We start from the raw sequence: 22,595 nt of genomic DNA on the forward strand, positions 1-22,595 counted from the left end.
AAATTTTTATAATAAAATATTTTTGTTTACATAATTTTGATATTTCCATGTTTTTGTTCTATGGATAGAACGGAAATGCAATCGGTAAAATAATCATACTGATCACAGTTGCGATAATAATCAATGGAAATCCGGATTTTACATAATCCATAAAAGTATATCCCCCGGCTCCGACAACCATTGTATTTGCAGGCATTCCGATTGGTGTTGCATAAGCACAAGAACCTCCAATAACGCATGCCATTAATACTGCTCTTGGGTCTGCTCCCATTCCTTGAGCGATCGAAATACAAATCGGAACCATCAATGCAGTTGTTGCAGTATTCGACATAAAGTTTGTCATAATACAACATAAAATAAACACTACAAATGTTAATACGTATGGAGATGGATGATTTCCTAAAGCTCCTATTACTTTATCTGCAATTAACTGACCTGCTCCCGTTTTATCCAAAGCAGAAGCAAGCGATAAAGTTCCTCCAAATAAAAAGATTGTTTTTAAATCAATTGATTTTAATGCTTCTTTTTCTGAAATAACTCCAGTCACAATCAAAGCCAGTGCTCCCAGGCATCCCGCAATACATAATTTAATTCCTGTCTGTTCTTCAAAAATCATTCCAAGTAATGTCAGTACAAGGATAATCAGTGATAAAACTTGTTTCCACTTTGGAACATTACTAAAATCTTTTACTTCATCAAAAACACTATCATCATCTTCTGGTGGATTCTTGTCTGGAAGAAGTCGAAAACCAATCGTTGCATAAAAGATAATCCCTACGATTAAAATTGGAAGACCAACAATAGCATACTCAAAAAATCCAAAAGAAAGATTGATATTTTTTAAAGCACTCTGAGCAATTAGGTTTCCAGGTGCTCCGATCAAGGAAAGATTTCCTCCCATCGCTGCTGCAAAAACAAGTGGCATTAAAAGCTTAGATCTTTTATACCCTGATTTTGCTGCAATTCCAATAACTACTGGAATTAAAACAGCTGCTGTTCCCGTGTTTGATAACACTCCGCTCATAAAACCTACGATTATCATAATTGTTACAATAAGCATGCGCTCAGATTTTGCGAACTTTGTAACAATACCGCCGATTTTATTAGCCATACCAGTTTCAAATAATGCTCCTCCTACGATAAACATTGCCACAAACAAAATAACATTGCTGTCAATAAAGCCCGCAAATGCTGTCTGTATGTCAAGAACTCCAGTCACGACCAATCCACAACAGACAATCATGGATGTTAATCCCAATGGAATCTTCTCAAGTACAAACATTACAACCGCAAATAGGAGAAATAATAAAGTAATGGTTGATGGACTCATGTAAATACCTCCCTTTTTATGAATTCACGATCTACATCATCTTATTTTTGATCTTTTATATTTGATAATGTATCCATTTCTTAATTATTACTATAAAGCAGATTTGGCATGATGTCAATCTATATTTAACAATTCAGCAATCTGCTCTATTTAAAGATAGCGTTTTTGTTCAACTTTACCAAGGTCCCATATGATAACTTTTTTCTTATGTATTTTATAACTCTTCTTTTTCAATTGTCAACTTTGTTTTTATGTTTTGTTGACAATTATTCTCATCCATGTTAAAGTTCTCGTATAAATAAACATAAGATTTTGAAAATGAAGGAAGGTACTATTATGATTTCTGAACAAACACTTTCCCGCGAGGAAGCAATTAAAATTTTAAATACACCAAATGAAGAACTAAACCATTTAATTGATCAGGCAGGAGCTCTTCGTAAAAAATATAAAGGGAACCATGTAAGCATTCATTTACTGACAAATGCTCGTAGCGGAAATTGTTCTCAAAATTGCGCATACTGTGCCCAATCCTGCCGTTCTCATGCAGACATTGATAAATATAAATGGGTTGATGATGATAAGCTTTATGGCGATAATACGTTTGTTCATGATCATAATCTTTCCAGACATTGTATCGGTCTAAGCGGTATGAAATTTAATGATGAAGAAATTGAAGAACTTGCAAAAAAAATTCGAAAAATGAAAGAAGAAGGCACCCATCTTTGCTGCTCTATTGGATTTTTGACAAAAAAACAAGCCTTAATTTTAAAAGAAGCCGGCCTTGACCGCATCAACCACAATCTGAATACAAGCCGTTCTAATTATCCAAATATTTGTACAACACATACCTATGAACAACGCGTAAACAATATCCATATGCTTCAAGATCTTGGTTTTGAAATCTGTAGCGGAGGTATTATTGGAATGGGTGAAAGCAAAGAAGACGTTGTTGACATGTTACTGGATCTTCGTGAAATCCAGCCAGAAGCTCTGCCAATTAATTTTCTCATTCCAATTCCAGGAACACCACTGGAAGGAACGGACACTTCTAAATTGACACCAGAATATTGTATGAAAGTTTTATGTCTTGCAAGATTGATGGTTCCAAAAGCTGATATTCGATGCGCTGCTGGCCGTGAAATTTACTTTAAAGGCATTGAAAAACAATTATTGACGGTTGTGAACTCAATTTTTGCCTCTGGTTATTTGACTGCAGATGGACAAGGAATTGAAGATACAATAAAAACTATTACTGATGCAGGATTTACCTGCGAAGTAGAATCTGATTAAAAGATGAACCCATGGAAGTTTCATAAGTAATCACTTTAGAAAAACCTGTAGAATTTCCATGGGTTTTATACAATTTTTTCTACAAAGTCTGAAAGAACTTTAACATCTCTTCACTCCATTCTTTCGCTGAACATCCGTATCCAAGTCCAATTCCATGATCTCCCTGTGGATAAATTTGACACAAATGTTTTACATTTGCTTCTTCCAACTTCTGATCAAGGCGAATTGTATTGCTTACCGGCACACAACCATCATCTTCATTTGCAAATGCATACGTTGGTGGATAATGTCGATCTATATGTAATTCTATCGATAATTTTTCTTTTAATTCTGGTTTCTCTCCTGTCAGATTTATATAACTTCCTTCATGATAATCTTCTGAAAAACTAATAACCGGATACAATAATCCTAATGCATCAGGCCTGGCAGATATTTTCTCATATTTTTGTTTTAGAGCTTGCTGATTTTCCATATTGATATTCAAAAGTCTCCTAACTACTTCTTCTTTTAGTTCTTTATGAAGATATGCTTCACTAGCACAGAGATGTCCGCCAGCTGAAGCTCCAACAATAAAAATCTTTTCTGGGTCAATTCCATATTCCTGTGCATGAGCACGTACGTGTAAAATTGCCATTGCAAGATCCATCTGTGGCTGTGGATATGTATTAGGACGAATTCGATAATTTAATACGAACCCTTTATAACCTCCATCTCTTTCCATTCGTTGCGCCAGTTGAATTCCTTCGGAATAATAAGAAAGCATTTCATATCCACCTCCTGGGCAAAAGATAACTGCCGGGCGCTTATTCCCATAAGAACATTTTTCTTTTTCTGACACTGCATTTGACGGATAAGGCGGGATCGATCCATTTCCAGAAGTATGAGCAAAAGCCTGTGAATCTCTTTGAGGATTTCCAGTAAATAACCAAACACTCTCCTCACAATTTCCATCTGCATCTGGAATCCATCCAGATGAAAAATTCAAAGTTTCTTGTTCTTTCCATAATGGCACAAAACAAAAGCTCTGATCATGTACAGTTTTCATTAAAAGATTTGCACATTCTACAAAAGGCTCTGACCAAAAATCTTGTCCCCATTCCATTTTATCTTCTTTCGCAATTTCCAATAGCTCTTTGCACAGGTTCTGTTTTCATAATATTTGTCATTGTATCTTTTTCTGTAAACATAGTTAAAGTCCTTTCTTTTTGTCTTAAAGATAACGTTTGCTGTCATATAAAAAAACAAATATATTGTATCCAATTTTAAACATTCGCTTTTTCTATTTCTTAACGCTTTCTTTATATGCTATACTCTTAACGTTGCTGTCACCAGCAGCCGTCGTCAAAGTTAATTACACTATAGCACAAAAGAAAGGATATTACGTACGTATAATGAATTTTTTAAAACCTATGTTACTGACATCTTTGCAAACTTACACTCGTTCTCAATTTCTAAAAGATATAACGGCAGGAATTATTGTTGCAATCATTGCACTTCCTCTATCCATTGCCTTGGCACTTGCCTCTGGTGTTGGTCCTGAAGCCGGTATTTTTACTGCTATCGTCGCTGGTTTCGTGATTTCTGCACTTGGTGGGAGCAGCGTACAGATTGCTGGGCCAACTGCTGCCTTTGCAACCATCGTTGCTGGCATTGTTGCAAAGGATGGACTAAATGGTCTTATTATTTCCACGATTCTTGCCGGAATCTTTTTAATTCTGATGGGTCTTTGTCATTTTGGAAGTCTAATCAAATTTATTCCCTATACAATTACAACCGGTTTTACATCCGGAATCGCCGTTACCATTGTTATCGGCCAATTAAAAGATTTTTTCGGTATCACTTATCCAAAAGGTCTCAAACCAATTGAAACAACAGAAAAATTAAAAGCTGTGTTTGAAAATATTTCTACAATCCACGTAGATGCTGTTATTGTCGGAATCATTAGTCTTGCAATTCTGATCATCTCACCAAGATTTTTTAAAAAAATTCCAGGATCTCTTTTAGCCGTTATTGTTGGAATTCTTATGGTGCGATTTCTTTCATTAAACGTATCAACCATTGGAAATCTCTATACTATCAGTAACTCTCTTCCGACTTTTCATATGCCTTCCTTAAGCCTTAAATCTATACAGGGAGCAATTCCAAATGCATTTACAATCGCAGTTCTTGCTGCAATTGAATCATTACTTTCCTGTGTCGTTGCTGATGGAATGATCAATGGAAAACACCGATCCGATATGGAACTTGTCGCACAAGGTGCCGGAAATATAGCTTCTGCATTATTCGGTGGAATTCCTGCAACTGGTGCTATCGCAAGAACAGCAGCCAATATCAAAAATGGAGGACGTACTCCAATAGCCGGAATGGTACATTCTATTACCTTGATTATTGTACTTGTAATATTAATGCCATTTGCTGGAATGATTCCAATGCCAACAATTGCCGCAATTCTTTTTATTGTAGCCTATAACATGTGTCAATGGCGCACCTTCGTACACCTTGTCCGCACAGCACCAAAAAGTGATATCATTGTTCTACTGATATCTTTTATCCTAACGGTCGCATTTGATCTTGTTGTTGCCATTGAAGTTGGAATGGTCATTGCCTGTCTTCTGTTTATCAAAAGAATGAGCGAAGAAACTCATGTAAACAGCTGGGTTTACATTGATGATGATACTCCAGATGTCGATGATCATTTAAAAAGGCTTCCTCTTGCAATTCGCGTGTATGAAATTACAGGGCCATTATTTTTCGGAGCTTCTGACACCATTGAACATATTGTAGTAAAAGATTTTACAAAATGCCTCGTCCTTCGTATGAGAAGTGTACCCGCTTTGGACAGTACTGCTATGAATGGACTTTTTGATCTTACAAAAACATGTGAATCTAAAGGAATTGCATTAGTATTCTCACATGTAAATGAACAACCAATGAAGGTTATGAAAAAATCAAACTTTATTGAACTTGTAGGAAAAGAAAACTTCTGTCCAAACATTTCTGCCGCCCTAGAACGAGCAGAAGAACTTATTTAATATAAAAAGGACATGGATTCCTTTTTTAGAATCTATGTCCTTTTTCTCTTCTAATCATTTATTTATTTTTCTTGTTTGCTTCACGTTTTCTTTCCAAATTTGAAACAATAATACTACAGCTTGCATCACCAGTAATATTGACGGTTGTACGTCCCATATCAAAAATACGGTCTACGCCAGCTACAAGTGCGATACCATCGACTGGAAGTCCAACAGATGTCAATACCATAGCAAGCATAACCATACCTGCACCAGGAACTCCCGCTGTACCAATAGATGCCAATGTTGCTGTCAAAATAATCGTCAACATCTGCGACATTGTCAGATTGATTCCATAACAGGATGCAATAAAGATTGCACAAACCCCCTGATAAATAGCAGTTCCATCCATATTAATCGTAGCTCCAAGCGGAAGTACAAAAGAAGCAACATCTTTGTCTGCTCCTAAAGCTTCTACACATTCTAAGTTGATTGGAAGTGTTCCAACAGATGATGCACTAGAAAAAGCAAACATGATTGCCGGAAGCATTCCTTCAAAGAATTTTGCTGGGCTTAAACCACCCATTGTCTTTACTGCAATAGAATAAACAACAACTGCATGAATAATATAACAAATATATGCCGCTAAAAGTACCATTGCCAAAGATCCAATAATCATTGTACCATTTTCAGCAATAACTGGGCATAATAAGCAAAACACACCGATTGGTGAAAGTTTTAAAATCATTTCCATACACTTCATGAAAACTTCATTCAAATCATTAAATGCTGTCACAAGACGATGATTCTTTTCTTCTCCAATTAAAATAATCGCGAAGCCAAGAATAACTGCCATAACAATGACCTGCAGCATATTCGAATCTACCATCGGAGATACAAAGTTGGATGGAAAAATATTAACAATTGTATCCATAATGGACATTTTTTCCCCGACCTTATAAGACAAATTAGAGGTTGTAATAATAGGAAATAATCTCTTAAAGAAATTACCACCAAGCAATCCAATGGTAATTGCAAACGCTGTTGTACACATATAATAAACAACTGTTTTTAATCCGATCGAACCTACTTTTTTAATATCACGCATAGAAATAATACCACACATAATAGAAAATAATACAATTGGAACAACGATAAATTTAACAAGATTTAAGAAAATTGTTCCGAATGGTTTAATGTACGTGTTTGCAAATTTCGCCTGACTTTGCATCAACAAGCCAACGATAATTGCCAGAACCAACGCAATAAAAATCTGCATAGCCAATGATAATTTTTTCTTCTTTGGTTTCATTGATAACTCTCTCTCTTTCTTTTGATTGAACCTATATTTATTTGCTCGGACACATATGCAAAGAAAGGCATTGCTTCGTGCAATGCCCTCCTTTGAGATTGTAACCTTTGAAATTTTATCACAGTATATCGTTTAAATCAAGTAAATAAGCCCTTTTTCATGATTTTTCCTATTTTATTAAAAGAATAATTCCATGTCTTTTTCTACATTCTGAATTCCTGCGATTCCAAAGTTCTCTATTAAAACCTTTGCTACATTTGGTGATAAGAATGCTGGAAGCGTTGGTCCAAGATGAATATTTTTTACCCCAAGATATAATAATGCAAGTAATACAATGACTGCCTTTTGTTCATACCATGCGATATTGTAAACAATTGGAAGGTCATTAATATTATCCAAACCGAAGACTTCTTTTAATTTTAATGCAATCAAAGCTAATGAATATGAATCATTACATTGCCCTGCATCTAAGACTCTTGGAATTCCATTGATATCTCCAAGATCTAATTTGTTATATTTATATTTTGCACAACCTGCTGTTAAGATTACAGTATCTTTTGGCAGTGCTTTTGCAAATTCTGTATAGTAATTTCTGCTTTTGGCTCTTCCATCACATCCTGCCATAACGACAAATTTCTTAATTGAACCACTCTTTACAGCTTCTACAACACTATCTGCAAGTGCAAAAACCTGTTCATGTGCAAAACCGCCGACAATAGATCCTGTTTCAATTTCTGTTGGAGCTTTGCAAGTCTTTGCCTGTTCAATTATTTCTGAAAAGTCTTTTTTCTCTCCATAAGTGCCACTAATATGTTTGCATCCAGGAAAACCTGTCGCACCTGTTGTCCAGAGTCTATCCTTATAACTGTCTTTTGGTGGTACAATACAATTTGTCGTCATCAAAATTGGACCATTAAAACTTTCAAACTCATCTTTTTGTTTCCACCATGCATTTCCATAATTGCCTGCAAAATGTTTATATTTCTTAAAAAATGGGTAATAATGTGCTGGCAACATTTCTGAATGTGTATAAACATCTACACCGCTACCTTCTGTTTGATCCAAAAGCATTTCCAAATCTTTAAGATCATGACCCGAGATCAAAATACCTGGATTTTTTCTAACTCCAATATCAACGGTTGTAATTTCTGGATTTCCATAAGCCTGTGTATTGGCTTTATCAAGAAGCGCCATACCCTGCACACCATATTTTCCTGTTTCTAAAGTTAATGCAACAAGATCATCCACACTTAAAGAATCATCCAATGTTGCCGCTAGTGCTTTCTGCATAAATGCATCTACTTCTTCATCATCTTGAAGCAATGCATTTGCATGTTTAGAATAGGCAGACAGACCTTTTAATCCATAAGTAATCATCTCACGAAGAGAACGAATATCTTCATTTTGAGTTGAAAGAACACCAACCAGAGCAGCTTTCTCGTCAAACAGATTTTCCTCTTCATCCCAAAATGCAGCTTTAGGAAGATTTTCTTTGTGTTCAACCTGATCTAACAAAGACATTTTCACTTTTAATGTCTCTTTCACTCGATCAATCACCATCTGACGATCAAAATTTGCATTCGTAATTGTTGTAAATAAATTTAATGATACAAGATGATTCATCTTAGCATCTACTTCTTTTCCTTCTTTTCTTAATTGCGTTGTAATTGCAGATAACCCTTTCGTTACATACACCAAAAGATCCTGCATTGCAGCAACCTCAGGCTTCTTTCCACAAACACCGCTTATTGTACATCCCTTACAACCAGCAGTCTCCTGACACTGGTAACAAAACATTTTATTCTCCATAACAATAATCTCCTTTATTGGAATCAATCATAATTTTCCTTTCGGATGCTATCGTAACAGATTACATAAAAGAATTCCGTTGTCAGGACAACAGAATATGAAAATTTTTAAATTTGTTATGATCTATCATACCTTAAATTTTCCATTAATTTCTCTTCCTTTTTCCTACAAAAATATTGACCTTTTTCGTTTAACATCTTAACATTAACCTATAAATAATTACTAAGGAGATTTCTCATCTATGATGACAGAACTTGAAAAATATTATAATAAATTTAATGAAGAAAAACGTTTATTAAGCCGTCATGGTCAGGTTGAATTTACAACTTCCATGAAGTATATCCATGAATATCTGCCAAAAGATAAATCAGCAAAGATTCTAGATGTTGGAGCTGGAACTGGCCGTTATTCTGTACAACTTGCAAATGAAGGTTATGATGTAACTGCCGTGGAATTGATTAAGTATAATCTTGGAATTTTAAAGAAAAAAAATAGCTCTGTAAAAGCGTATCAAGGAAATGCTCTGAAATTATCAAGATTCCCTGATCATGAGTTTGATCTTGTCCTTGTTTTTGGTCCAATGTATCATCTTTATTCTATGGAAGATAAAGTACAGGCACTTTCTGAAGCAAAACGGGTATTAAAAGATGACGGTGTTATTCTTGTCGCCTATTGTATGAATGAATATAGTGTAATTACTTATGGCTTCAAGCAAAATCATATCCTTGAATGTTTAGAAAATGGAAAATTAGATAAAAACTTCCGTGTTCAACCAGAAGAAAAAGATTTATATGATTATGTCCGCCTGGAAGATATGGATGCTTACAATAAAGCAGCTGGTCTCAAAAGGATCAAAGTTATCTCCGCCGATGGTCCTTCAGACTATATGCGTCAGACATTAAATGCTATGGATGAACGTACTTTTGAAACCTTCATCCAGTATCATCTTTCTGTCTGTGAACGACCAGAACTTGTTGGTGCTGGTTCTCATACGGTTGATATTCTAAAGAAATCAATGATTTAGAATTTGATATTTAAAAGCAAAAATTGATCATTCTTTCTAATTTTTTGTCGTATATATCTTCCAAAAAGTTTTCTGATTTTACCTTCTTTTTTCATATATCTTACAGAACTTAAATGTTTAGTTAACAGATTTATAAATTAATGGTAAAATAATGAGTGGATTTATAAAATTTTGAAAGTAAAGAGGTGGTTTTTTGAAGAAAAAATTGATGATCCTTTGTATGTCGGTCCTGGTTATCATCGGATGTCTGACAGGCTGTGGAAAAAGTTCTAGCAAAATCCGATTTGGGGCTGCCGGTCTTGGAGGTATGTACCACACATTTGCTGATACCTTTACGAACTTAGTAACATCCAAAAACAAAGACTATAATCTTGAAGTAAAGACAACTGCTGGTTCTGCAGCGAACTTACGTCTTTTATCAAAAAATTATATTCAGATGGCTGTTGCTCAAACAGACCTTATTCATGATGCGTACCAGAAAACTGGAATTTTTAAAAACGAAAAGAAAACACGTGGATATAGTGCGGTAGCTGCGCTTTATACAGAAGCATGCCAGATTGTTGTTCCTGCTGATTCTTCTATCAAATCTGTAGATGATCTTCAAGGCAAAAAGGTCAGCATTGGTGAAAAAGAATCTGGAACAGAACAAAATGCGAAACAAATTCTTAGCATTTACGGTTTAAATGAAAAACTGGTCAATGAAGTAAATTTAAATTATACGAATGCTGCTAAACAATTAAAATCTGGAAAAATTGATGCTTTTTTCTGTACTGCCGGTGTTGAAACAACCGTCATTGGAGAACTTGCAAAACAATGCAATATCCGTCTGATTAGTCTTGATCAAAGAGGTATTGATAAGTTGAAAAAATCTTATGGTTTTTATTCTGAATGTACCATTCCAAAAGAAACTTATGCCAAACAATCAGAAGATGTAAAAACCGTTGGAGTAAAAGCGGTATTACTTGCCAGTGATAAATTACCAGAAGAAACTGTTAAAAATATGACTGAAATTTTATTTAAAAACAAACAATCAATTCAATATGCACTTCCTGTCGATATCTCTCTTGATGAGAAATCTGCAGTGAAAGGAATTACCATTCCATTCCACAAAGGTGCCGCTGCCTATTATAAAGCGCATGGAATGAATGTATCAACTAAGAAAGGAAGCAACTAAGCAACAAGGTAAAAACAAATGAAAATTCAATTAGATATGTATCAGACAATCGCTGTTGCAGTTGTTGTCCTGATGTTAGGAAAATTTTTAAAACAAAGATTTGATATTTTGGAAAGATTTTGTATCCCTGCACCCGTCATCGGTGGTGTTATATTTGCAATTTTCACATGCCTTTGTTATGTGACTGGAATTGCAGAATTTTCTTTTGATGATATTTTAAAGGAAGTTTGTATGGTCTTCTTTTTCACCTCTGTTGGTTTCCAAGCAAACCTAAAGGTTTTAAGAAGTGGCGGAAAAGCATTGATCGTATTTCTTGCACTTGTTATTGCATTAATCATATCGCAAAATTTCCTTGCGATCGGTCTTGCAAAACTATTGCATATTAATCCATTGGTTGGATTATGCACTGGTTCCATCCCAATGGTTGGTGGACATGGAACTGCTGGAGCTTTTGGACCTGTCCTTGAAGACTTTGGTGTCAAGGGTGCAAGTACCTTATGTACTGCTGCTGCTACTTTCGGTTTGATTGCCGGAAGTATCATGGGTGGACCTGTTGGAAAAAGACTGATTGAAAAAAAAGATCTTTTAAAAACAGCCGTAACAGAAGATGATAGCTTACTCGTAGAAGAAGAGAAAAAACATGAACGTCATACAAGCATGTATCCTTCCGCTGTTTTTCAGCTCATTATCGCAATGGGAATTGGAACAATCTTTTCTAAACTTTTATCCTTGACAGGTATGACCTTTCCAATTTATATTGGAGCTATGATCGCTGCTGCTTGTATGAGAAATATTGGAGAATATTCCGGAAAATTTACGATCTATATGGGTGAAATCAATGATATTGGTGGAATTAGCTTGTCATTATTCCTTGGAATTGCTATGATCACATTAAAGTTATGGCAGCTTGCTGATCTGGCATTGCCACTGATTACTTTATTGGCAGGACAGACCATCTTGATGATCTTATATACATATTTTGTTGTATTTAATGTTATGGGCCGTGATTATGATGCAGCTGTTCTATCATCCGGTGTCTGCGGATTTGGTATGGGTGCAACGCCAAACGCCATGGCAAACATGCAGGCTGTTTGTGATCGTTACGTACCATCCGTAAAAGCTTATTTATTAGTTCCCCTGATCGGGAGTTTATTTGCCGACTTTTTAAATAGTTTGGTAATTACATTTTTTATTAATTTTATCTAAAAACGAGGAGATTTGAAAATGTTTGGGAAAAAGAAAAAACACTCACAACATCATTCAGAATATAAAGTAAAAAGTGAAAATCTTGCTGTTCCTGAAGTTTATATTGGACAAGAGCAAGATAACGATGACAAAACAAATAGTAATGCAGATAAGGACCATATTATTTATGACAATGTGGCCATCCCGGAAATTCATATTAAGAAAAAATAATCATAATAAACGATAGGCCCATAACATTTTCAGGGTTCCGTCAATGTTTTTGACGAAACCCTGATTTTTTTATACCTAATAAACCCATCCAAAAATCAATATTTTTTCTCTGGAATCTTCTCCATCAAATAAATCTGTACATTCAATTTCATCCAAAAATTCTAGCTCGTCTACTGTCATAAGATAAGAAACATATTCATCTGATGGATAATAAAAAAAGAAGAGCAATTCTCTTGGATCTTCAACTATAGATTCCCGAATTCTTGCTATCACACTTTGCAAAATCTCTATGGAAAATGGATTAAAAAAATAAAATCGATCAATATCTGTCATCACTTGAAATTTAGCCGCATTTCCTAAGCAAAACTCTGTTTTTCTCGAAGATACTGCTGTTTTATGATTTTCCATCGCTGTCTTATACATCCGTTCATCATACTCAATCCCAATGGTACGGCATCCTACCTGATAAGAAAGGAAAAAATCAACCCTTCCCTTTCCGCATCCATAATCAGCTAATTTATTTTTCTTTTTAATATATCCACTATTAGCAAGTCTCTCTAAAACAGGATATGGTGTTGGTTCATATGGATAACAGTATTGATCTGACCTGCTATCATCCCTTCCTGTTGTTTTTATTTTTAACAATTGATCCCATGTCCGTTCTTCTTGTTTTATCATAATCCTTCTTCCCCTTCTATGGTTTCTTTAATTTCTCTATGTACTTTTTTTCTAACAAACCAAAAACAGATCACCTGCATTACAATCGTAATAATCCAAGATGCCGGATAAGAAATAAATAAAATATCAAGCGAACGATGCATTGGAAAAATCCAAAAGATCCATACAATTCTTGTACCAACCGTACCGATAATCGATAAAAGCATTGGAACGGTGGAATGCCCCATTCCTCTTAAAGCTCCTGGAAATAAATCCATCAATCCGCACAAAAAATAAGTAACAGTTGTATACAGAAGAATCTCTGTTCCACACTGAATAACTTTTATATTCTCTGTATAAATCTTCAAAAGTTCTGGTCCAAAAATATAAGCACTACTACCAAGAACCAACATAACAGAAACTGACAAAATAATACAATCAATCAATACACGATCCATACGTTTCCATTTATATACTCCATAATTTTGGCTTGTAAAACTCATGCATGCCTGTGTTACAGCATTAACTGTTACATATAAAAATCCAAAAATATTATTTGCCGCTGTATATCCTGCCATGGCAATGGATCCAAAAGAATTGACCGATGACTGGAGCAATACATTTGAAAAGTTAATAACTGTACTTTGAATTCCTGCCGGAATTCCAACCTGAAAAATTTGTTTTAAATAAACACCTTTAATTTTTAATTTGGAAAAATACAATTTATAACTTCCCTCTGACTTGCATAAGCAGCGAAGAACAAGGATGCTGGAAATTAGCTGTGAAATAACCGTTCCAATCGCAACTCCTGCAACTCCAAGATGACATACAATTACTAAAAAAAGATTTAGACATGCATTAACAAGTCCTGCTACAATCAAGAAAAATAAGGGACGTTTTGTATCTCCCACTGCTCTTAAAATTGCTGCCCCATAATTATATAACATAAAAAATGGCATTCCCATAAAATAAATACGCATATATAACGTCGATAAATTAATAACATCCGACGGTGTTCCCATCATTTCTAAAACAACTCTTGAAAAAATAAGACCTGCAAAAAGCATAATGATTCCACTGATCAAAGCGAGTAAAATCGCTGTATGCACTGTCTCTGACATTTCTTTTTTCTTCCCTGCTGCATAAAAACGTGCTGACAGCACATTTGCCCCAAGAGAAATTCCAATAAAAAGATTTGTAAATACATTGATTAATGCTGTTGTTGATCCTACGGCTGCAAGTGATTGACTTCCACTAAATCTTCCAACAACGATAATATCTACGGCATTAAACATTAGCTGTAAAATCCCAGATAGCATCAATGGCAGTGAAAAAGAAATCAACTTGTCCATGATTGTACCATTGCACATATCAATTTCGTATTTATTACTTTTTGATATCGAACTCATATATTTTCCCACCTTTTCTATTTTTATCAATTTTTCTTCCCCATTATACTGCATTTTGAAAAAGATTGAAACACATGCAGCAAGCCTTTTCCATAGCTTCCAAACATGTTAATATGAAAATATTGAAAAAAGAAAGTGAGAAAGAGAATGAAACGAATTCGCCCAGATTATTACAATCTGTTTACATGCACTGCCAATCAGTGCCCGATTACCTGCTGTCAAGAATGGAAAATTTCTGTTGATCCTGATACATATCATCAGTGGAAAACACTAGTACCACCCAAGACAATTTCTATGCCAAAATCAAATCTGGCAGATTATACGATACAGAAAGAAGATTGCACCATAATTTCTCTAAATGAGCAAAAGAAATGCCCTTTTCTTGATGAAAAGAAATTGTGTCAGCTAGTCACAGCTTATGGCGATTGTGTGTTGTCCCAAACCTGTAAGATTTTTCCGAGAGATGTACATGTTTTTGACACACATGAAGAAGAAACTATGATGCCATGTTGCCCCGCTGTTATTGATTTGTGGAACCAAAAAGAAATACTTTCCTTTCCAGAAGACTTTGAAAATGACTCTGTCCTATTTCAAATTCGTTCAGCCATTTTACATTTGATTCAAAATACAAAAATACCATTAGAAGAATGCCTTCTTGAAATTTTTTACATTTTACTAGAATTATATCGAAACGAACCTGTTACTACCGAAATGATAGAGGATTATTTTTCTTCTGCTACCGTCCGTCAGCTTAAAAGTGCCATTGAAGAAATTGATCTTCCTATTTTACATACAATGGAAGAATGTAATGAACTTATTCAGGATCTGTCTGTAAATTATAAAAAAGAAGGTCTTTATCTTTCTTATTTAAATCCTATCCTTTCACTTGCAGAACAGATTTCAGAAGGCTATGAACAAAAGGATTTACAATATCAATGGGAATCTTTTTATTATGAATTTTCCTCCTTTCAATCACTCTTGCGTAATTATCTTTCTAATGAAATTTTTTCCAATCTTCTTATGCCAGATGCTGATTTAAAAGATATGATTATTCAAATGCAATGGATCGCATTAGAATATACTGCCATTCGTCAAAGTCTCTTTTTAAAATGGATTTCGGATAGAAGCACTTCTCTTAAGTATGAAACCGTTCGAGACTATATTGTAATCATTTCACGAATGACTGGATATGAGGAAGATGATATTTATGAATATCTTGAAAATAGTTTTCAAGAACTTATCTGGGATTGGGGTTATTTTGCCCTGATTCTTTCCCATGGAAATGATATAAAATAAGAAGAGGGCATTTCGCCCTCTTTCACTTATAATTCAAAAGCTTTTTTTATACTATCATAATGAAGAAATTTTTCTTCCGCTGCAAACGCTTTGATCTGATCTAATGTTGCCAACATATAACCATCAATTTCTCTTTCCTGAAAATCAAGATCTTCTTCTTTAAAGTCCATAATAAAACGATATACATCTACAAAATAATTATCGCCCTCTCCTGGATTTTCTCTTTTATAAGTAAATAAATATCCACCCTCAGCATTCTTTACATCAAGTCCTGTTTCTTCCTTTACTTCACGTAGAACTGCATCTTTGGATGCTTCACCTGCCTGTACTGCTCCACCAGAAACTTCCCACCATCCAGGTGCCCATGCTTTTGTCATAACACGCTTTGTAATTAGAAATTTTCCATCTGGTCTTGCAACCACTCCAAGTACCGTCAAATGATATTCATCATCTTTTAAGCACCAATCATTTCTTTTCATTGTTCGTCCAGTTGGTTTCTTGTTTTTATCATAAATATCCCATAATTCCATATTTTTTATTTCCTTTCTGCAATTTCATGTGTTTCTGTCTTATGTCAGTCCAATCATTCATACATAGATTGATAAGGAAATCCGCAGCATCGCAATAGACAGATCCTATCTTTTTAAAGATGTGATAATGCTTTTTGATCTTTAAAGCGAGAATATCTTTATAGCGTAAGCTCATTTCCTTATTTATTCCTTATTTACAATAGTTATATTATACCATAAGTTCCTTATTTTCTATTTAGAATTTCACCTTAAGAATCTTTATCTTGAGATAAATAGTCATATGCAATACGAGGACTTCCATCTCTTACATAAATAATCCCACATCTTTGAAATCCATATTTTTGCACCGCATTTTGCATTGGGAGATTGTCTGCATGCGTATCAATACGCAAATATTTATTTTTTTCACTACAAAAATCAAAACACTTTTGTGTTATCCCCTTAATTCTTCCATCAGATGCGATCCTGTGAATTGTTCCATAAGTCATAGAATCATGCCATGCTCCCTGTTCGATTATCTGATATGTTGGATCTTCTCCTATGATAAATACAAATACCCCAACTATCTGATTGTCTTCTACACATACATAACATTGTTTCTGTTTTATATCATTTTCAAGCAATTCTTTCTCTGGATATCCTCCAGCCCACTGTGTCGGATTTCCATTTTCTTTCATAAAATTTCTTGCTTTTTCATAAATCTTTAAAATTGCCGGCAAATCATCAATCACGGCTTGTCTGATTTCCATATTTTTTATCCTTTCGCTTTGTATAATATCTTATTTGTACTATTTCTTTTTCAAAATGTCAATGATATTACTTTTTTAAATAAACTAATAGCAACGAATTTTTTTATATTATTTATTTTTTATAAAAATTTTCTTTTAACAATTGACACAAAAAAAGCAAAATGCTAAACTAACGTCATAAAAATTTTAGAAGAATCGAATGAAAAATCCGGGAGAGATTATGATTAAAACATAACGCCGAAGGGGCAGACGCAATAAACTCTCAGGCAAAAGGACCGAATTTCGACGATACTCTGGAGAGCAATGGGGCACCGAAGAAGTAAAAATCTTTCAGGTTGAACAAGACAGAGGCGTAGAAAATATCTGACAAGATATCTGATATTTTCTATGTCTCTTTTTTATTATTTATTATACGAAAGCGAGGAAAATTATGGTATCAGAAATTATGAAATTTATATCTGGAAAAGATGAACAAGTAGGAAGTGCTATTTTAAAAGAATACGAACGCCAAAATCGCAATCTTGAATTAATTGCGTCTGAAAATATTGTATCGGAAGCTTCCATGCTTGCCATGGGAACAGTGCTAACAAATAAATATGCTGAAGGTTATCCGGGAAAAAGATATTACGGCGGCTGCGAAAATGTTGACGTTGTAGAAAGTCTGGCCATCGAACGTGCAAAAAAACTGTTTGGTTGTGACTATGTCAATGTGCAACCTCATTCAGGCGCACAAGCCAATCTGGCAGTACAATTTGCTGTACTAGAACCAGGAGATACAATTATGGGAATGAATCTGGATCAGGGCGGCCATCTGACACATGGTTCTCCAGTAAATATTTCTGGAAAATATTTTCATGTTGTACCTTATGGTGTCGATGATGAAGGATATCTTGATTATGATGAAATGAGAAGACTTGCTTTGAAATGCAGACCAAAAATGATCATCGCCGGAGCAAGTGCCTATGCAAGAACCATTGACTTTAAAATATTCCGTGATGTTGCTAATGAAGTCGGAGCTGTTTTAATGGTTGATATGGCTCATATTGCAGGACTAGTAGCCGCAGGCCTTCATCCAAACCCAGTTCCTTATGCAGATGTTGTTACAACAACAACCCATAAAACACTTCGCGGGCCAAGAGGTGGTATGATTCTTGCAAATAAAGAAGCTGCAGAAAAATTCAATTTCAACAAAGCTATCTTCCCTGGTATCCAAGGTGGACCTTTAATGCATGTGATTGCTGGAAAAGCAATATGTCTTGGCGAAGCCCTCAAACCAGAATTCAAGACATATCAAGAACAAGTCGTTAAAAATGCTAAGGCACTATCTGCTGCCTTAATCAATGAAGGATTTGATATCTTAACAGGCGGTACTGATAATCATCTAATGCTTGTTGATTTAAGAAATATGGACATTAGTGGAAAAGAATTACAAAACCGATGCGATTCTGCTTATATCACACTCAATAAAAACACTGTTCCAAATGATCCAAGAAGTCCTTTCGTAACTTCTGGCGTTAGAATTGGAACACCTGCTGTCACAACAAGGGGAATGAAAGAAGATGATATGAAAGAAATCGCAAAACTCATTCATCTGGTTGCTACTGATTACGATTCAAAAGCTGATTATGTCAGAAAACAGGTAGTGGAACTTTGCAATAAATACCCTATCTATTCATAAAAATTAAAAGAGGATGCAATTGTACCGCCCCCCAAAAGTTAGACCTAAAATCTAACGATTGGAGGTCGGTATTTTTATGGCTAAATATTCTTTTGAATTCAAGAAAAAAGTTGTTTTAGCATACTTGAATAAAAAAGGTGGGTACTGTTGCTCCTAACAGAATCCACAGACGTTTTAATACACATATACCTCATCAGAAAGTCACTACAGATACTAGTGAATTCAAGTACTATGAAGTTGATGAAAAAGGTCGTCTGACTATGCATAAGCTTTATCTCGATCCGTTTATGGATATGTGTAATGGTGAGATACTTAGCTATGGAATAGATCAGAGACCTTCTGCAAAGAACGTAATGGATGCTTTAGATAAGGCAATTAAGATCTCTGCAGACTGCCCGTACAGAAGAACTTTTCATTCTGATCAAGGATGGGCTTATCAGATGAAAGCATACTCTCATAGGCTAAAAGAAGAACGCATATTTTAAAGTATGTCGAGAAAGGGAAATTGCCTGGATAATTCTGTAATGGAAAACTTCTTTGGACTACTCAAGCAAGAAATTTACTATGGTGTTGTTTTCTATAGCTACGAGGAATTAAAATCTGAGGTAGAACGTTTTATAAAATACTACAATGAGAAACGAATAAAAGAGAAGTTAGGATGGATGAGTCCTGTTCAATACAGGCTTCAGCTTCTAGCTGTATAAAGAAAAACGAGACGACCAAAGTCGTCTCGCAAAAGTCTAACTTTAAGGGGTCACCTCAAATTTTGCATCCTCTTTTTTATTTTAACCCTCTATCGAAAAGCTCTTTTAATTACACCACAGGCTATTTTTTCTCCTGAATTTCCAGATGGCTGTGTCATAAAATCATCCGGATTCGCATGAATAATGACAACTCTTCCAATAATCTCTCTAATTGTAAAACGATCTGTTAAAAACACCGAAAGTGCATTACCATTTACACCAAGCAATGGTGGCATATCTCCCGCATGATAAGGGTGTTTACAATTTCCTGGATTATAATGCATTCCTGCATCCGCAAATTCATCTTTTGGATTGCCTTCACATTTTGTTCCGCTATGAATATGAAATGCAAACATTGGATTTTGACATGAGCCTCTACCTCTTGGCAGTCCTTCTATTTCTACACGAACCGCGACCGCATCTTCTACCCCATAAAATAAAACTCTACCTCTGATTCTTCTATATGCATCACTTCCACGCACCATGGCTACTGCATCCGGACGTCTTTCAATAAGTGAACATAAATTATTCATATTTCTCATAACAACCACATATACTCTTTTCTTTTAGTATATCGAAATATTTAGAAAATGACACAAAAAATTCACCTTCCGTTTTTTAACAGTCAACAGAAATAATAAGTTCACTTTTTATTCCATTTAATTCAATGATATTATCTGCATTAGTCACTGCAAAAACATCTGCCTGTTTTCCATTTTTCTCATAAGAAATTTTTGTAGCAATTCCCTTTGTAACAGCTGCAAACATTACATCTTCTGGGATATGTATTTTTGATACTGCCGATATCTGATTTATTTCTATTGCACCATTTAAGGAGTTGCAAAAAATATTCATATCGAGATTGCAATTGATCTCCACTGTTCCCAAAATATCTTCCAAAACCACTTCTGAAGTTTTTAAATCAAGCTCTATATTATCACATTCCAAAGAGTAAATCTCTACTCGCTCTGCATGAACCGCACATTCCATATTTCTAATATAAGTCACTGGAACCTGTACAAAAATATTAACTTCCTCCTTTGCTGCTGCTCGTGTTACCCCATTTTTCTGATTGATATCTACATCCATTCGTTTTTTTATGTCATCAATTTTTACCTTAAAATCACTTTGAAGTGTAGAAATAGTATTCGATGCCAGACAAACACGAATTTTTTCACCTTTATATCCCGACAACACCAATTTTTTAGCAAAACCAAACTTCATATCATAATGTTTTGATTCATCAATATCATATTCTGTGACACTTTCGAAAAGATAATCTTTCGGCAGGTTCATCTTCCTTTCATTTGAAAATAATTCATCCATCGAAATATCAAATAATTTAGAAATAGATAGAATATTTTCAATATCCGGAATTCCTGCTCCTGTCTCCCATTTTGTAACAGCTTGCCTTGAAACTCCAAGTTTTGCAGCTAGCTGTTCTTGTGACATGTTTTCTTGTTTACGAAGCAATTTTAATTTTTCTGCAAATACCATATTACAATATCCTCCTCTTCTTTTATATAACTAGTATAAAAAAACAGATATTTTATGAAAAGAAAACAAAAATAGCATTGTGTATTTTTCTGCTACGTTACGTGGCAATATCTTTATTTTCCTCTATTTTTTAAAATCTTTCCTGTGCTCCATAGATGGATTGATTTCCATTCACCGCATATGCAATAATACATACGATCACAAATGGTACCATATTTTCTGTCCCAAAAACTTCTAATCCAATCATCATTGGTGCGATCAGTGTATTAGTTGCACTTCCAAAAACTGCAACATATCCAAGTGCCGCACAAATCATCGGAGGAAATCCAAACAAACTTCCAAGTACAACTCCAAGAGATGAACCAATAGAAAATAACGGTGTTACTTCTCCACCCTGAAATCCAATTGATAAAGTAATAATTGTAAATATTAATTTTAAAATCCAATCATATGCATAAATTGACTTATTTTCAAAACTATTTGCAATTAAGTTTGTTCCAAGTCCACTGTAACGCCCTCCATAAAATAGAATCAGTAAAATAGCCAATGGAATTGCAATGATCCCAATCCTTACAAATGGATTTTCGATCTTATCTGCCATAATCTTTTTTGTCTTTTGAAGTGAAAAAGAAAATAAATGTCCTACAATTCCAAAAAGAACCCCAAGAATTAAAATTCCGACAATATTTTTACTTCCAGACAGCTTAAACGATTCTGTTAACGGCACTATAAATTTCTCGAGCCCTAAAGTATGAGAAGTAAAAGCTGCAATATAAGAAGCTGCCATTGCTGGTAATAATGCCTCATAATCCATCCGTCCGGCAACTATAACTTCAATTGCAAAAAATGTAGCCGCCAACGGTGTCTGAAATAATCCTCCAAACCCTGCTGCCATACCGATTATTAACATTGTTCGTCCATTTTCTGGAAAATGCATTTTCCTTCCAATAACATGAGAAAGCGTGGCTCCAATCTGCACAGCCACTCCCTCACGTCCAGCACTTCCTCCAAATAAATGTGTCATCCATGTTCCAATCATAACTAATGGAATTAATGCAATAGGAATCGCATCTGTCTTTCTTTGCCCTGCCTCAAACACCAAGGTCATCCCTTTTAAACTAACCTTACTAAAAGAATAATACATCCATGTGATCAATAACCCTGCAATTGGAAGAAATGGAATCAAATATAAATAATGTTTGGTTCGAAAAGTAGATAAAAAAATCAACACTCTTCCAAACAGTGCATCAATCGCACCAACGATAATTCCTACCACAACGGCCATAATCAAATGTTTTAACATGAAAATTAATTTCTCTTTTTGTTCTTTGTTCATAAGATTTTTATTCCTCTCTATCTTTCTTAAACCCAGAAATGAAGCCTCCTATAATCCAAGAAAAAATCCTGTTTTAAAGGATTCTCCGTCTTCGGCTGGTTGCTTCAGCGACAAATTTCCTATGAAACAAAAAATAGGCTTCGCCTATTCAACTCCCCTGCCCCTCAATCTTGAGGGGTGGGGGTTTTCTTTTGCTTCATTTTCCTGCATAATAAACATAGGAATATCTTACAAAAAATCTTTACCGACGATTATGAAGAAATCAAATATACTCTTCATCCCAGATCTTCCGAGATGGAAAATATCGAAAAAATGATCAACTGTGGTGACCCTG

General features: G+C 34.8%; 19 protein-coding genes, 1 pseudogene and 1 riboswitch. Of the genes and pseudogenes, 9 read left to right on the forward strand and 11 right to left on the reverse strand.

Annotation, left to right across the window (positions count from 1 at the left end):
* Positions 1–58 precede the first annotated feature (58 nt).
* On the reverse strand, positions 59–1,330 hold the full coding sequence (locus tag KQI71_RS11015) for an SLC13 family permease (protein ID WP_216436182.1): 1,272 nt from the start codon (positions 1,328–1,330) through the stop codon (positions 59–61).
* A 336-nt stretch (positions 1,331–1,666) separates the two neighbouring features.
* Between KQI71_RS11015 and bioB the strand changes: the two genes are divergently transcribed.
* Complete coding sequence (gene bioB / locus KQI71_RS11020) at positions 1,667–2,620, forward strand: biotin synthase BioB (protein ID WP_216436183.1); 954 nt, start codon at positions 1,667–1,669, stop codon at positions 2,618–2,620.
* Positions 2,621–2,699: 79 nt separating this feature from the next.
* On the opposite strand, the gene KQI71_RS11025 is transcribed toward bioB, so the two are convergent.
* On the reverse strand, positions 2,700–3,722 hold the full coding sequence (locus KQI71_RS11025) for an alpha/beta hydrolase (protein WP_253288056.1): 1,023 nt from the start codon (positions 3,720–3,722) through the stop codon (positions 2,700–2,702).
* 289 nt (positions 3,723–4,011) lie between these two features.
* On the opposite strand from KQI71_RS11025, the gene KQI71_RS11030 reads away from it, so the two are divergent.
* Complete coding sequence (locus KQI71_RS11030; protein ID WP_216436184.1) at positions 4,012–5,652, forward strand: SulP family inorganic anion transporter; 1,641 nt, start codon at positions 4,012–4,014, stop codon at positions 5,650–5,652.
* A 58-nt stretch (positions 5,653–5,710) separates the two neighbouring features.
* Here the strand turns inward: KQI71_RS11030 and KQI71_RS11035 are convergent, their stop codons facing one another.
* Both KQI71_RS11035 and hcp read right to left on the reverse strand, forming a co-directional pair.
* Entirely contained in the window at positions 5,711–6,943 is a 1,233-nt protein-coding gene (locus tag KQI71_RS11035; RefSeq protein WP_216436185.1) for a dicarboxylate/amino acid:cation symporter, read from the reverse strand.
* 177 nt (positions 6,944–7,120) lie between these two features.
* Positions 7,121–8,752 carry a hydroxylamine reductase gene (gene hcp / locus KQI71_RS11040; protein ID WP_216436186.1) on the reverse strand — a complete coding sequence of 544 codons (1,632 nt, stop codon included), beginning with the start codon at positions 8,750–8,752 and terminating at the stop codon, positions 7,121–7,123.
* A gap of 241 nt (positions 8,753–8,993) precedes the next feature.
* Here hcp and KQI71_RS11045 point away from each other — a divergent pair, with 241 nt between their 5' ends.
* From KQI71_RS11045 to KQI71_RS11060, 4 genes are all read left to right on the forward strand, one after another.
* Positions 8,994–9,776, forward strand: a complete 783-nt coding sequence (locus KQI71_RS11045; protein ID WP_216436187.1) for a class I SAM-dependent methyltransferase — start codon at positions 8,994–8,996, stop codon at positions 9,774–9,776.
* A 193-nt stretch (positions 9,777–9,969) separates the two neighbouring features.
* On the forward strand, positions 9,970–10,950 hold the full coding sequence (locus KQI71_RS11050) for a TAXI family TRAP transporter solute-binding subunit (RefSeq protein ID WP_256442160.1): 981 nt from the start codon (positions 9,970–9,972) through the stop codon (positions 10,948–10,950).
* A gap of 18 nt (positions 10,951–10,968) precedes the next feature.
* Positions 10,969–12,156 (forward strand): sodium/glutamate symporter, encoded by a 1,188-nt coding sequence (gene gltS / locus KQI71_RS11055; protein WP_216436188.1) that lies wholly within the window; start codon positions 10,969–10,971, stop codon positions 12,154–12,156.
* A gap of 18 nt (positions 12,157–12,174) precedes the next feature.
* Entirely contained in the window at positions 12,175–12,366 is a 192-nt protein-coding gene (locus KQI71_RS11060) for a hypothetical protein (RefSeq protein ID WP_216436189.1), read from the forward strand.
* Between the two features lie 75 nt (positions 12,367–12,441).
* Here KQI71_RS11060 and KQI71_RS11065 read toward each other — a convergent pair whose 3' ends face one another.
* Positions 12,442–13,044: a class I SAM-dependent methyltransferase gene (locus tag KQI71_RS11065; RefSeq protein ID WP_216436190.1), complete on the reverse strand. Its 603-nt coding sequence runs from the start codon at positions 13,042–13,044 to the stop codon at positions 12,442–12,444.
* Positions 13,041–14,432 (reverse strand): MATE family efflux transporter, encoded by a 1,392-nt coding sequence (locus KQI71_RS11070; protein WP_216436191.1) that lies wholly within the window; start codon positions 14,430–14,432, stop codon positions 13,041–13,043. Before KQI71_RS11070 ends, KQI71_RS11065 begins: the two co-directional genes overlap by 4 nt.
* Before the next feature lie 147 nt (positions 14,433–14,579).
* Here KQI71_RS11070 and fliB point away from each other — a divergent pair, with 147 nt between their 5' ends.
* Complete coding sequence (gene fliB / locus KQI71_RS11075) at positions 14,580–15,728, forward strand: flagellin lysine-N-methylase (RefSeq protein WP_216436192.1); 1,149 nt, start codon at positions 14,580–14,582, stop codon at positions 15,726–15,728.
* Positions 15,729–15,754: 26 nt separating this feature from the next.
* On the opposite strand, the gene KQI71_RS11080 is transcribed toward fliB, so the two are convergent.
* Both KQI71_RS11080 and KQI71_RS11085 read right to left on the reverse strand, forming a co-directional pair.
* Positions 15,755–16,258 carry an NUDIX hydrolase gene (locus KQI71_RS11080; RefSeq protein WP_216436193.1) on the reverse strand — a complete coding sequence of 168 codons (504 nt, stop codon included), beginning with the start codon at positions 16,256–16,258 and terminating at the stop codon, positions 15,755–15,757.
* 248 nt (positions 16,259–16,506) lie between these two features.
* Positions 16,507–17,007, reverse strand: coding sequence for a GNAT family N-acetyltransferase (locus KQI71_RS11085; protein ID WP_216436194.1), 501 nt, complete (start codon positions 17,005–17,007; stop codon positions 16,507–16,509).
* 199 nt (positions 17,008–17,206) lie between these two features.
* Positions 17,207–17,295: riboswitch (glycine riboswitch) on the forward strand.
* Positions 17,296–17,437: 142 nt separating this feature from the next.
* Here KQI71_RS11085 and glyA point away from each other — a divergent pair.
* A complete protein-coding gene (glyA, locus tag KQI71_RS11090) occupies positions 17,438–18,685 on the forward strand; it encodes a serine hydroxymethyltransferase (RefSeq protein WP_216436195.1) in 1,248 nt (415 codons plus the stop codon).
* A gap of 134 nt (positions 18,686–18,819) precedes the next feature.
* Positions 18,820–19,389, forward strand: a pseudogene (locus KQI71_RS12625) (IS3 family transposase); the annotation flags it as partial.
* Between the two features lie 89 nt (positions 19,390–19,478).
* On the opposite strand, the gene KQI71_RS11105 reads toward KQI71_RS12625, so the two are convergent.
* From KQI71_RS11105 to KQI71_RS11115, 3 genes are all read right to left on the reverse strand, one after another.
* Positions 19,479–19,970, reverse strand: coding sequence for a superoxide dismutase family protein (locus tag KQI71_RS11105; protein WP_216436198.1), 492 nt, complete (start codon positions 19,968–19,970; stop codon positions 19,479–19,481).
* Positions 19,971–20,046: 76 nt separating this feature from the next.
* Positions 20,047–20,925, reverse strand: coding sequence for a helix-turn-helix transcriptional regulator (locus KQI71_RS11110; RefSeq protein ID WP_216436199.1), 879 nt, complete (start codon positions 20,923–20,925; stop codon positions 20,047–20,049).
* A gap of 130 nt (positions 20,926–21,055) precedes the next feature.
* On the reverse strand, positions 21,056–22,261 hold the full coding sequence (locus tag KQI71_RS11115; protein ID WP_216436200.1) for a chloride channel protein: 1,206 nt from the start codon (positions 22,259–22,261) through the stop codon (positions 21,056–21,058).
* Between the last annotated feature and the right edge of the window lie 334 nt (positions 22,262–22,595).

Source organism: Anaerostipes sp. MSJ-23 (genome assembly GCF_018918155.1).
In the GTDB taxonomy this organism is placed as follows: Bacteria; Bacillota; Clostridia; order Lachnospirales; family Lachnospiraceae; genus Anaerostipes.